We start from the raw sequence: 12,371 nt of genomic DNA on the forward strand, positions 1-12,371 counted from the left end.
GATACACGCCGGCGGACGGACAGGGAGGAATGACAGCAATGCGAAGGGCGCTGATAGGAATTTTTTATACTGTGGCGGCGGTGATCGTGGGCGCGCTGGCCGCGGCGATCGCGGCGAACGTGCCGTTTCTCAGCTGGCTGGCCTTTGGCAAGAGCATCGGCCTGCCGGTGGACACCCCGATGGTGCTCGATCTATCGGTTGTGAAGGTCGCATTCGGATTCGAGGTCGGTGTGACGGTCGCGCATATCCTGGCGTTCATTGGGGCATTTTTCGGATATAAATATACGATAAAGGCGATGCATCTGAATGGAAAACACGAAGGTGAAGAATAGGCGGGTGGTGCTGGCTTCCCAGTCCCCGCGCAGGCAGGAACTTTTGAAGTTCCTGTTCGAGGATTTTGAAGTCCGGGTATCAGACGCGGACGAAAGCCTGCCGGACGCAACTCCGCCCGCCAAGGCGGTCGAAACGCTCGCTTTGCGCAAGGCGCGGGCAGTGGCGGCGGACTGTCCGGGCGCGCTGGTGATTGGCTCGGATACGGTGGTGGCGATCGATGGGCTGATCCTGGGCAAGCCGGATGATCCCGAAGAGGCCGCCGCGATGCTTCGCAGGCTCTCCGGGCGGGTACATGAAGTTTACACCGGCGCGGCGCTTTGCCTTGGCGGACGGGAAACAGTGTTCCATGTCTGTACCGGCGTGGAATTCTGCCCGCTCAGCGACGCGGAGATCGCCTGGTATCTCTCAACCGGCGAGCCGTTCGACAAAGCGGGCTCCTATGGCATCCAGGGGTATGGCGCGCGGTATATCAAAGGCGTTCGCGGGGATTATTTCACCGTGATGGGGCTGCCGGTCAACCGCCTATATGCAGAAATTGGGGAATTCGCCAAAGAATACTTGACCGAAAAATGAAGAATATTAACATTTACCCTGTTGTGCATTTTGGCGGGAACAGGTATAATATGTAGGATAATGAAAGCGCAACGCTGTTTTTGTAAAAGTATAAGGGGGAACCGGGTATGTTTTCGAAAGACATTGGAATAGATTTGGGCACCGCAAACACCCTCATCTTTATGAAGGGAAAAGGAATCATCATGCGGGAGCCCTCGGTCGTGGCGGTTGATACCCGCAACGACACCATGCTGTACGCGGGCAATCAGGCAAAGGAAGTCATCGGGCGCACACCGGGCAGTATTGTGGCGGTCCGGCCCTTGAAAGACGGCGTTATCGCCGATTTCGACGTCACTGCCTCGATGCTCCAGTATTTCATCAAGCGGGCGCTCAACAACTCGATCCTGGCGCGCCCGCGGGTGATCATCTGCATCCCCTCCGGCGTCACGGCGGTCGAGCGCCGCGCGGTCAAGGAGGCCTCCTTCAAAGCCGGCGCGAAACACGTTTCAATCATCGAGGAACCCATGGCGGCCGCGATCGGCGCGCAGCTTCCTGTGGCGGAGGCCACGGGAAGCATGGTGGTCGACATCGGCGGCGGCACCAGCGAGGTCGCGGTGATTTCGCTCGGCGGCATTGTGGCGGCGCGTTCGGTGCGCGTGGGAGGCGATGAGCTGGACGCTTCGATCATCCAGTATATCAAACGCAAATACAACCTCCTCATCGGTGAACGCACCGCCGAGGACATCAAGATCGGAATCGGTTCGGCTTATCCGCTCGAGGAGGAAGCCACCATGGACATCAAGGGCCGCGATCTGATGGACGGCCTGCCCAAGAACATTCAGATCACTTCGGAGGAGATCCGCGAGGCGCTTGCCGACCCGCTTTCGATGGTGCTCGACGCGATCCGCACCACGCTTGAAAAAACCCCGCCGGAACTTTCCGCGGACATTATCGACCACGGCATCACCCTCACCGGCGGCGGCGCCCTGCTGCGCGGGCTCGATTCGCTCATCGAGCGGGAAACGGGCATGCCGGTACATATTGCGGAAAACCCGCTCGACTGCGTCGCAATGGGCACCGGCAAGGTGCTTGACGACATCGATAATCTGCGCAAGCTGCTTGCAGACGACGACAAAAGTTACTAATCCGAACATGTTGCGGCGCCCGTTCAATCTGTGAAACAAGGAGGATTGGACGGGCGGCCTTTCATTCTGACCAATCCGTGGATTTTGCCGGAAGAGGAGTGGCCTTTTGGGAGACTTTTTTAGAAGCGCAAAATTTAAAATACTTGCCGGTGTGTTCATCGTGCTGCTCGCCTTCATGCTGCGGGCCGCGTGGACCGGCGGCCTTTCCCCGATCATCTCCTCGGCGGTCGGGTTTGTTGTCACGCCGCTGCAGAGGGTTTCGGCTTCGATTTCCGATACGGTGCGCGGCTACTTTGAACGCTATACCAGAGCGGACGAGATCGCGCTGGAGAATGAGCAACTGCACGCGGAGGTGAATGAGCTGCGCCGCCAGCTGGTTGATTACGAGCAGTCGAAGAAGGAAAACGAGATGCTCAAGCAGTTTCTTGACCTCAAGGAACAGAACCCTGACTTCGTCCTGGAGCCGGCCTCGGTGGTCGCGCGCGACCCGAACGACCGATTCTATTCCTTCACGATCGACAAGGGCTCGCTGAACGGCGTGAGCCTGCACGACCCGGTGGTTTCAGCCGACGGGCTGGTCGGGCGGGTCAAGGAGGTCGGCCTCAACTATTCAAAGGTGCTCACAATCCTGGATGTCGCGGTCGATGCGGGCGCTTATGATGTGCGCACCCGTGATATCGGCATCATCGGCGGCTCGATCGACCTGGTGGACAAGGGATACTGCAAAATGAGCTACCTGCCGCGGGAAAGCGGAGCGGCGGCGGGGGATCTTGTGGTGACGACCGGCGGCGGCATCTTCCCGAAGGACCTTGTGATCGGCAGGATCACCCGCATCGCGGACGAGGCCGGCGGCATTTCGCTCTACGCGGAAATCGAACCGGCTGCCGATATCCCAAACCTCACCGACGTGATGATCATCAAGGCGTACGACGGGCAGGAGGAACAGCCGGATGAATAACAAGGCCCGAATCCACATAGAAAAATACATTTCGTATATTATTGCGATGATATTGCTTTTTGTTTTGCAAACAACGCCCGGATTCCTCGCGATTTTCGGCGTCAAGCCAAATTTTGTCGTCCCCGCGGCGGTCTGTATCGCGATGATGGAGGATGAATTCATCGGCGGGCTGTATGGCGCGTTCGCCGGGGTACTGTGCGATTTGGGCGGATTTACGCTGTTCGGCTTCAACGCCATCCTCATCATGGCCGGCTGTGTGGCTGTGGGGCTGCTTTCGATCTACCTTCTGCGGATGAGCGCCATCAACTTTGTCCTTTTGGTCGCTGGGGTGCTGCTCGCGCGCGGGCTGCTCGATTACCTGCTCAATTTTTACATGTGGGGATATGAAGGAGTCTGGCGGGTGCTCTGCTACCGCATCCTGCCCGGCGTCATCTATTCGGCGGCCGCCGCGCCGCTTTGTTACTGGCTTTTTACCCGGATGCGCGGTTATTTTGAAGCGCGCATCCAGTCCTGATATTTTGGAGATTACCGCATGAAAAAACATTCCCAGACGGTACGCATGATAATCCTCGGCGCGGCGTTTGTGCTGGTGCTGCTGCTTTACTGCCTGCGGCTGATGCAGATGCAGGTGGTCGAAGGGGAGGACAGCGAAGCGCTGCTTGAACGCGGCTGGTCCTCCACCCAGGTCATCAAGGCGGCGCGCGGCGAAATCCTCGACCGCAACGGCCGCCCGCTTGCCATGAACGCGATTGGCCGCGACGTGGTGATCAACCGCGCGTTTTTGGAGCCGAAGGACACCAATGCCGTGATCCTGCGGCTCATCCGGATTATGGAGGAAGCGGATGAGGACTGGATCGACAACCTCCCCATCACCGAGGAAGCGCCTTTCCGTTTCAAGGATCAGCAGACCTATGCCACCGAGATCGCACGTCTCAAGAACGCTTTCGACCTGGGACAGTTCGCCACGGTGGACGACGTGATCTATCACCTGAAGAAAACCTACAATCTGGAGACCTATGGCGATCCGGAAAATCCGCAGCATTACACCGACGAGGAATTTCGCAAGATTGCGGGTGTCCGTTACGAGATGACCCAGCGGGGATTCTCGATGTCGGTGCCGTACACCTTTGCAACCGACATCAAAATCGAAACGGTCCCGAAGATCAAGGAGCGCAGCTTTGAGATCCCGGGCGTGGACGTGGTGGAAAGCCCGATCCGCCAGTATGTAAGCGGCGATATCGCGCCGCACATCATAGGCAGCGTCGGCCCGATCTATAAAGAAGTATGGGACGGCATGAAAAAGGAAACGGTGGACGGCCAGGTCTATGCCACCAGGGAGGGCCGCACCTATCAGATGAACGATGTGATGGGCAAGGACGGCGCTGAGCTTGCGTTTGAGCAGTACCTCAAGGGGGTCGACGGCGAACGCAAGATCGTGCAGAATTCCCGCGGCGACGTGATCGATATTGTCGAAGAGGAGGCGCAGGTTCCGGGCAGCACGGTTGTGCTCACCATCGACAGCCAGCTGCAAAAGGTTGCGCAGGATTCCCTCGCCAGCAATATCAAACGCCTCAACGAGACAAAAGAGGAAGGCAAGGGCAAAGAAGCGCAGGCCGGCGCTGTGGCGGTGGTCGAATGCGAAACCGGCGAGATCCTCGCGCTGGCCACCCACCCCTCTTACAGTCTTGTGAATTTCCAGCGGGATTATGAGCAGATCGTATCCCAGCCCAACCAGCCGCTTTTCAACCGTGCGCTCAGCGCCGCCTATACACCCGGCTCGTCCTTCAAGCCCGCGGTTTCGCTGGCGGCCCTTGCGAGCGGCACCATCACCCCGTCGACCCGATTCAACTGCACCCATGTCTACAACCGTTTCGCGCCGGGCTACACCCCCTACTGCGAATCGATGCACGGACAGATCGACGTGGTGCGGGCAATCCAGGGCTCCTGCAACATCTTTTATTATGAAACCGCCTATTATATGGGTATCGAGACGCTGGACGAATACGCCGCGCGGCTGGGCTTTGGGGTGCCGACCGGCATCGAGCTGCCCGAAAATATCGGGCAGGTGGCTTCTCCTGAGGTCAAAGCGAAATCCCCGGCTTATGCGAACGATCCGACTTGGTGGCCGGGTGATGTGATTCAGGCCGGTATCGGCCAGCAGGCAACAACGGTTTCACCGCTGCAGCTGGCCAATTATACCGCCGCGCTTGCCAACAACGGCAAGCGGATGAAGGCGACCATTTTGAAGTCCGTGCGCTCCTATTCGTTCGACGAGACGATCTATGAGCACACCGCCGAAATCGCGGAGGAGATCGACGCGCCGGAAGCATTTGCGACCGTCCGGCAGGGGATGGTCGCGGCGTCCGGTGTGGGCGGCACTGCGAGCGGTACTTTTGCGAACTATCCGATCCAGGTCGCGTCCAAGACCGGCACGCCGGAACGCGGAGATGGACTGTTCAACTCGGTATTTATTGCCTACGCGCCGGCCAACGATCCGAAAATCGCGGTTGCGGTGGTGGTTGAAAAGGGCTGGGAAGGCTTCCAGGTCGCGCCGGTGGCACGGGATATTTTTGATGCATATTTCTTCTCACAGAACAGCAAGTCGTCGGCGGAAGCGGATTACGGCGTGCTGCTGTCCTGATTTTATAAGGAGGGCCCTATGGCACAGGTGATACTGGTGACCGCCGGACGCGGCGGCGTTGGAAAATCCACAGTGACCGCGCTTCTGGGCGGCGCGCTTGCGCGCGCCGGGAAAAGCGTGCTGCTGATCGAAGCTTCGCACCGTTCGCTCGACGTGATGTTCGATGTGGCGGACAAGGTGCTTTTTGATCTTTCGGATATTCTGGAGGGCAGGTGCGAGGTAGCTGAGGCGATGCTCCAGGTCGGCGCGACAGAACGGCTGCAACTCATCTGCGCGCCGATGGAACCGTTTGATGAGATCCCGCTGGCGGTTTGTGAGGAGCTGATGCGGGCGCTTGATACGCATTTTGATTTTATCCTGGTTGAAGCGGACGGACATGACCGGGAGCTGCTGATCGTGCTGACGGCGGTGATCGACCGCGCGATCATTGTGGCCACGGCAGATCCGGTGAGCGCCAGGGACGGGCGCTCGGTATCGGATCTGCTGGCCGCGGCGGGCGTGATAGATATCCGGCTGTGCGTCAATATGCTGCCGGGCGATTTTCTCAAACGGCGGACAATCCCGGATCTGGACTGGCTGATCGATCAGATCTGCGCACAGCTCATTGCAGTGATCCCTTACGATAAATCGATGGCCGTGTTGCATGGTCTGTCACAATCGATCAATTTGTCCAATATATCCAAAATGGTATTTGATAATTTTGCACAAAGAATTCTTGGAAACTATATTGATTTATTGATCCAATAAGTGCTATAATATAATATGTAATTTTGTCTGGAATTTCGTGGAAAGGGACTCCGTTTCTGTGGCTTTCGTGGATCCGCGGCAAAATACTTGATTTTTTCCCAAGGTTTGGATAATATAGAGGAGGCAACGCCCATGAACATCGCACTGATCGCACACGACTCCAAAAAGGAGCTGATGGTGCAGTTTTGCATCGCCTATTGCGGCGTCTTCAGCCGCCATAGCCTTTGCGCCACCGGCACCACCGGAAAGATGGTGGCGGAGGCAACCGGACTGGAAGTGTTCCGTTTCCTCGGCGGATCGCAGGGCGGCGACCAGCAGATTGCGGCGCGTATCGCCTGCAATGAGATCGACCTGCTGCTCTATTTCCGGGACCCGATCCGGGCTAATCCCGGCGAACCGGATGACGCGGGGCTGCTGCGCCTTTGTGATGTACACAACATTCCGGTCGCGACCAACATCGCCACTGCTGAAGCGCTTATCCATGCGCTGGAGCGCGGCGACCTCGACTGGCGCAACATTGTAAATCCAAAGCGTTGACCCGTTTTTGATAAAGAGGAAAGGCGTCGATGCGGGAACAGTACCAACAGCATGCGGACAGAGAAGCCGGACCTGGCTGAGAGCCGGCATACGCGGGATGCTTTTGGGAAGGACACCTGCATAGCCTGCCGTGAGAACGGCACGTAAAGCCTGCGTTAAAGGCCTTGAGTGGGATGCGTTCAAAGCATCCAACAAGGGTGGCACCGCGTGGAAAAAACCTCGTCCCTTTGCAATGGCAGAGCTTTGCATCGAGACGGGGATTTTTGTTTTTTCTGCGGCCCCATAGGCAGGCGCCTTCCAGCGTACCATCCGGTGGGAATTTGCTTGGGGGTGAAAAGATTGGACAGGCTCACAAAGGACCTGCTTTCGCTGGCAGCTGTGAGCGCGGTGGTTTTTTATGGGCCGTGGATTGCGGCCAGGACGGCGGAGGGATTTTCGTACAGCTTTCTGTTTCCCATTTTCCATGCGGGGAACGTGCTGTTCGGGTATCCTATCTTCTGCCTCGTTGCCGGGATGCTCTGCAGCGGGCGGCACGGGTTTTCCTGGCTGCGGGCGCTTCTGCCCGCGCTTGTTTCGCTTCGTTTCTGGGAGATGTTCCCGCTTTATGCCTTGGCGGGGTTGCTGGGCGCCTGGATCGGCGGCAGGGGGCGTAAAAAAGGCCCCTGATACATTTAATTCCCGTTTCAAACAACATTTCAGATATAGGAGGAACCTTCATGGCATTACTCACAAGCGCCCCGCGCGGAACGCAGGACGTTATTCCGGCGCAGAGCCGGAAATGGCAGTATATCGAACAGACCGCGCTGGAAGTTGGCAGGCTGTTCGGCTTTTCGGAGATCCGCTTCCCGACCTTTGAGCACACCGAACTCTTCAACCGTTCGGTGGGCGATACGACCGACGTCGTCCAGAAGGAGATGTACACCTTCAATGACAAAGGCGGCCGTTCGATCACCCTGCGTCCGGAAGGCACCGCGGGTGTGATGCGCGCCGTGCTGCAAAACGGCCTGCTCAATGACGGCATCCCGCTCAAGGTGAGCTACCTGACCAGCTGCTTTCGGTATGAGAAACCGCAGGCGGGACGGCTGCGCGAATTTCACCAGTTTGGCGTGGAGATGGTCGGCTCCGCGAACGCCGCCGCCGACGCACAGGTCATTGGTGTGGCCAAAGCGATCTTTGACAAGCTCGGAATAAAGGATCTGCGGCTCGAGCTCAACTCGATCGGCTGTCCGGAATGCCGCGCGAAATACCACGCGGCGCTCAAGGACTACTTTACCGCGCATATCGATGAGCTCTGCGAAACCTGCCGCGGCCGGCTAGACAAGAATCCGATGCGCATCCTAGACTGCAAAAGCCCGGTTTGCGCGGAGATTGCGAAGGGCGCTCCAGTCGTGCTCGATTATATCTGTGACGATTGCCGTACGCACTTTGAAACACTCAAGGGCAATCTCGACGCAACGGGTATTTCCTACCAGGTGAACCCGACTATCGTGCGCGGGCTTGACTATTACACCCGTACGGTGTTTGAATTTGTCGCGACCGGCATCGGCGCGCAGGGAACCGTCTGCGGAGGCGGTCGGTACGACGGACTGATCGAGCTGCTCGGCGGCGCGTCCACCCCTTCGGTTGGATTTGCGATGGGGCTGGAACGGCTGCTGCTCGTGATGGAACAGCAGGGGTGCGCCTTCCCGGATGCCAAGCCCTGCATGCTTTATATCGGCAGCATGGGAGAACCCGCTTCCCGGAAAGCGGCGGAGCTCTGCACCGCGCTGCGCGAGGAGGGCTTTTACGTCGACTGCGACACCGTGGGGCGCAGTATCAAGGCGCAGATGAAATACGCGGATAAGCTGCATGCAAAGTTTAGCTGTATCATCGGCGACAATGAGCTTGCCGAGGGCAGCGTGAAAATCAAGCGGATGGACAGCGGAGAAAGTGAAACAGTCTTTCTCGACCCGAACGATCTGACTCGTTACATCTACGGCGAAACACTGAGCGACCTGAATGAATTCACCGACGGCACCATGGGTTCCGTTTTGCGCTACTGAGTGCAAGCGCTGTCCGATGCTGGGGATTGAAGGACAAACCGATTGAAAAATGCGCGTTGGGAGCGCAAAACGTCGGCTTCAGCCCTGAGCTGACCGTGTGTTGGGAGCGTTTGCGGCGCGAGTTTTGGCAAGGCGTCCGCCGGGATTTCGCAAGGGGTCGGCTAGTCCCCTTGCGCGAACTTTTAGTTACTTTTCGTTCGCCCGAAAAGTAACCCGTGGAGCGCGGCGCACCGCGCCGGTCAGGCCGCAATACAATCTAAATTTACAGAAAAGGGAGACTATAAAAAAATGGATACCATGCAGGGACTTAAACGAACCAAATACTGCGGACAGTTCACCGCGGACGATATCGGCAAAGAAGTGGTAGCCTGCGGGTGGGTGCAGAAAACCCGTGATCTTGGCAACCTCATTTTCATCGATCTGCGGGATCGAAGCGGTATTGTGCAGCTCGCCTTTGATGACGGCACCGCCCGCGATGTACACGAAAAAGCCGCTTCGGCGCGCGCGGAATACGTGCTGATGGTGAAAGGCGTGGTGCGCCGCCGCGAATCGGTGAACCATGAAATCCCCACTGGTGAAATTGAAATCTATGCAGGAGATCTGCGGGTGCTCGCCAAGGCGCAGACCCCGCCGTTTGAGATCACTGACCACACCAACGTCAAAGAGGAGCTGCGGCTCAAATACCGCTACCTCGACCTGCGGCGCGGCGAGATGCAGGACGCTTTGATGATGCGCCACAAGATCGTCAAGATCGCCCGCGACTATTATGATGAGAACGGCTTCCTTGAGATCGAAACCCCAATGCTCATCAAGTCCACGCCGGAAGGCGCGCGCGACTATCTGGTGCCCTCCCGCGTGAAACCGGGCTGTTTTTATGCGCTGCCGCAGTCGCCCCAGCAGTACAAGCAGCTGCTGATGCTTTCCGGCTACGACCGCTATATGCAGATCGCGCGGTGCTTCCGTGACGAGGACCTGCGCGCTGACCGCCAGCCGGAGTTCACCCAGATCGATATGGAGATGTCCTTTGTCGAAGAAGAGGACGTTATGGCCATCAACGAGGGTTTCATGGCCCGCGTTTTCCAGGACGTGCTGGGTATCGAGGTGCAGACGCCGTTTTTGCGGATGCCTTACCAGGAAGCGATGGACCGTTTCGGCTCGGATAAGCCGGACACCCGCTTCGGACTGGAACTCTGCGACCTGTCGGATCTGCTCGCGAACTGTGAATTCAAGGTGTTCAAAGGCGCGTTGGAGGCGGGCGGCAGCGTGCGCGCCATCAACGTGAAGGGCGCGGCGGCAAACCTCTCCCGCAAAGAGATCGACAAACTTACCGATTTTGTCAAAACTTACAGGGCCAAGGGTCTTGCCTTTACCCGGCTGACTGCGGACGCGGAATCCTCCTCATATGAAAAATTTCTCACCGAGGACGAGAAAAACGCCATCCGCGCGCGCATGGGAGCCCAGACCGGCGACGTGATCCTGGTGGTGGCAGACGGCAGCAGCCAGGTCGTTTATGACAGCCTGGGCGCGCTGCGCTGTGAACTGGCACGCCGGCTCGATCTGATCCAAAAGGACACTTTCAACTTCCTGTGGGTCACCAAATTCCCGCTTTTCGAATACAGCGAAGAGGAGGACCGGCTGGTCGCCAAGCACCATCCATTTACCCACCCGGCGCTCGAGGACCTCGACAAACTCGAAAGCGACCCGGCCCACTGCAACGCCCGCGCCTACGATATGGTCCTCAACGGCTGCGAAGTCGGCGGCGGTTCGATCCGTATCAACAATCCGGAGCTGCAGGATCGGATGTTCAAGGCGCTTGGATTCACCGAGGAGCGCGCGCACGCGCAGTTTGGCTATCTGATCGACGCGTTCAAGTACGGCGCGCCGCCGCATGGCGGCATGGCCTATGGCCTTGACCGTTTGGTGATGCTGATGCTCCAGAAGGATTCGATCCGCGATGTGATCGCCTTCCCGAAGGTGCAGAATGCGAGCGAACTGATGACTCAGTGCCCGGCTGAGGTGGACGAGCAGGCCCTCAAAGAGCTTTCGCTCAAGCTCGACATCCAGAAAGAAGAATAAACCCGAAGTATTTTGCAGGGGAAACTTCATCCGGAAGTTTCCCCTGTTTTGGAGGAAGCAGATGAAAGAACGCAATTTTCCGCAGGCGCAGATCACCCGAAAAGGCCAGAACGCCCTGGAAGGCGGGCATCCGTGGGTATATGACACGGAGGTCGCAAAGCTTTCCGGCCCGTATGAAAACGGCGGGCTTGTCGATGTGGTAAGCGACAAGGGCCGGTATCTGGGCACCGGGCTGCTCAGCGAAAAATCTAAGATCCGCATCCGGCTCATCTCCCGCAACGCGAACGACCGTTTTGACGAGGCCTTCTGGGAGCGCCGGTTCCATTATGCATGGGAATACCGCAAGGCGGTCATGGGGGAACAGGATCTCTCCTGCTGCCGGGTGATCTTTGGGGAAGCGGACCAGTTCCCTGGCCTCACCGTCGATCGGTTCGGGGATGTGCTGGTCACCCAGACCCTTTCGCTCGGCATCGAGCGGCTGAAACCGGTGCTGCTTCCCGCCCTTTACCGGGTGCTCACAGCGGACGGGCAGGCGGTGCGCGGCATCTATGAGCGCAACGATGTGGCGATCCGGGAGCTTGAAGGGCTGGAGCAGAGCAAGGGCTGGTACCCGCTGCCCGGCGTGACGCCCCCGGAAAACACCGAAACGATCATCACCGAGAATGGAATCGAATACCTGGTGGACTTCGAGAACGGACAAAAGACCGGTTTTTTCCTTGACCAGAAATATAACCGGCAGGCGGTGGCAAAGCTTGCGAAAGACAAACGGGTGCTCGACTGCTTCACCCACACCGGATCGTTTGCCCTGAACGCCGCGAAAGGCGGCGCGGGACATGTCACGGCGGTGGACATCTCGGAAGCGGCGGTAGCGCTCGCGCGGGAAAACGCGAAGCGAAACGGCCTTGACGGCCTTATGGACTTTCAGGCGGCGAACGTGTTCGACCTGCTGCCCACGCTGGAAAACGGTCCGGAGCGGTACGACTTCATCATCCTCGACCCGCCCGCCTTCACCAAAAGCCGCAAAACGGTCGAGTCCGCGTCGCGCGGCTACAAGGAGATCAACCTGCGCGCCATGAAACTGCTGCCGCGCGGCGGATATCTGGCCACCTGTTCCTGTTCGCACTTCATGACCGACGAGCTGTTTCGGAAGATGCTGCACGCCGCGGCGCGCGACGCGGCGGTGCAGCTGCGGCAGATCGAAGCGCGCCAGCAGGCTCCCGACCATCCGATCCTCTGGAATGTGCCGGAGACCGACTACCTGAAATTCTACCTGTTCCAGGTGGTCTGACGGCGCAGAAGCGGGATGCCTGTCCCGCTTTTTGCATGTGGGTGGTTTCATT

Annotated in this window: 12 protein-coding genes; all 12 read left to right on the forward strand. The window is 58.2% G+C overall.

Features of this window, described 5'->3' with window-relative positions; translation table 11 throughout:
- Positions 1-38 precede the first annotated feature (38 nt).
- Positions 39-332 (forward strand): DUF4321 domain-containing protein, encoded by a 294-nt coding sequence (locus BN4275_RS01190; RefSeq protein WP_066452778.1) that lies wholly within the window; start codon positions 39-41, stop codon positions 330-332.
- Complete coding sequence (locus BN4275_RS01195; RefSeq protein WP_066452784.1) at positions 307-906, forward strand: Maf family protein; 600 nt, start codon at positions 307-309, stop codon at positions 904-906. The genes BN4275_RS01190 and BN4275_RS01195 overlap by 26 nt, the downstream gene beginning before the upstream one ends.
- 107 nt (positions 907-1,013) lie before the next feature.
- Positions 1,014-2,030, forward strand: a complete 1,017-nt coding sequence (mreB, locus tag BN4275_RS01200) for a rod shape-determining protein (protein ID WP_066452785.1) — start codon at positions 1,014-1,016, stop codon at positions 2,028-2,030.
- Positions 2,031-2,136: 106 nt separating this feature from the next.
- Positions 2,137-2,988 (forward strand): rod shape-determining protein MreC, encoded by an 852-nt coding sequence (mreC, locus tag BN4275_RS01205; protein ID WP_066452786.1) that lies wholly within the window; start codon positions 2,137-2,139, stop codon positions 2,986-2,988.
- The gene (locus tag BN4275_RS01210; RefSeq protein WP_066452788.1) at positions 2,981-3,502 is read left to right on the forward strand and encodes a hypothetical protein; all 522 of its coding nucleotides are present in this window, start codon (positions 2,981-2,983) and stop codon (positions 3,500-3,502) included. The genes mreC and BN4275_RS01210 overlap by 8 nt, the downstream gene beginning before the upstream one ends.
- An 18-nt stretch (positions 3,503-3,520) precedes the next feature.
- Positions 3,521-5,629: a penicillin-binding transpeptidase domain-containing protein gene (locus BN4275_RS01215; RefSeq protein ID WP_066452792.1), complete on the forward strand. Its 2,109-nt coding sequence runs from the start codon at positions 3,521-3,523 to the stop codon at positions 5,627-5,629.
- 18 nt (positions 5,630-5,647) lie between these two features.
- Positions 5,648-6,376, forward strand: coding sequence for a nucleotide-binding protein (locus BN4275_RS01220; RefSeq protein WP_066452794.1), 729 nt, complete (start codon positions 5,648-5,650; stop codon positions 6,374-6,376).
- 132 nt (positions 6,377-6,508) lie between these two features.
- Complete coding sequence (mgsA, locus tag BN4275_RS01225; protein ID WP_066452797.1) at positions 6,509-6,913, forward strand: methylglyoxal synthase; 405 nt, start codon at positions 6,509-6,511, stop codon at positions 6,911-6,913.
- Between the two features lie 339 nt (positions 6,914-7,252).
- Positions 7,253-7,579: a hypothetical protein gene (locus BN4275_RS01230; protein WP_066452799.1), complete on the forward strand. Its 327-nt coding sequence runs from the start codon at positions 7,253-7,255 to the stop codon at positions 7,577-7,579.
- A gap of 50 nt (positions 7,580-7,629) precedes the next feature.
- Positions 7,630-8,955 (forward strand): histidine--tRNA ligase, encoded by a 1,326-nt coding sequence (gene hisS / locus BN4275_RS01235; RefSeq protein ID WP_066452801.1) that lies wholly within the window; start codon positions 7,630-7,632, stop codon positions 8,953-8,955.
- A 288-nt stretch (positions 8,956-9,243) separates the two neighbouring features.
- On the forward strand, positions 9,244-11,031 hold the full coding sequence (gene aspS / locus BN4275_RS01240) for an aspartate--tRNA ligase (protein ID WP_066452804.1): 1,788 nt from the start codon (positions 9,244-9,246) through the stop codon (positions 11,029-11,031).
- A gap of 61 nt (positions 11,032-11,092) precedes the next feature.
- Complete coding sequence (locus tag BN4275_RS01245; protein WP_066452806.1) at positions 11,093-12,319, forward strand: class I SAM-dependent rRNA methyltransferase; 1,227 nt, start codon at positions 11,093-11,095, stop codon at positions 12,317-12,319.
- Positions 12,320-12,371 lie beyond the last annotated feature (52 nt).

Origin of the sequence: Anaerotruncus rubiinfantis (assembly GCF_900078395.1) — a bacterium.
GTDB classification, from domain to species: domain Bacteria; phylum Bacillota; class Clostridia; order Oscillospirales; family Ruminococcaceae; genus Anaerotruncus; species Anaerotruncus rubiinfantis.

Coding starts and splice junctions, on each gene's coding strand:
- BN4275_RS01190 (WP_066452778.1), top strand. CDS start 39: ATGCGAAGGGCGCTGATAGGAATTTTTTATACTGTGGCGGCGGTGATC.
- BN4275_RS01195 (WP_066452784.1), top strand. CDS start 307: ATGGAAAACACGAAGGTGAAGAATAGGCGGGTGGTGCTGGCTTCCCAG.
- mreB (WP_066452785.1), top strand. CDS start 1,014: ATGTTTTCGAAAGACATTGGAATAGATTTGGGCACCGCAAACACCCTC.
- BN4275_RS01210 (WP_066452788.1), top strand. CDS start 2,981: ATGAATAACAAGGCCCGAATCCACATAGAAAAATACATTTCGTATATT.
- BN4275_RS01215 (WP_066452792.1), top strand. CDS start 3,521: ATGAAAAAACATTCCCAGACGGTACGCATGATAATCCTCGGCGCGGCG.
- BN4275_RS01220 (WP_066452794.1), top strand. CDS start 5,648: ATGGCACAGGTGATACTGGTGACCGCCGGACGCGGCGGCGTTGGAAAA.
- mgsA (WP_066452797.1), top strand. CDS start 6,509: ATGAACATCGCACTGATCGCACACGACTCCAAAAAGGAGCTGATGGTG.
- hisS (WP_066452801.1), top strand. CDS start 7,630: ATGGCATTACTCACAAGCGCCCCGCGCGGAACGCAGGACGTTATTCCG.
- aspS (WP_066452804.1), top strand. CDS start 9,244: ATGGATACCATGCAGGGACTTAAACGAACCAAATACTGCGGACAGTTC.
- BN4275_RS01245 (WP_066452806.1), top strand. CDS start 11,093: ATGAAAGAACGCAATTTTCCGCAGGCGCAGATCACCCGAAAAGGCCAG.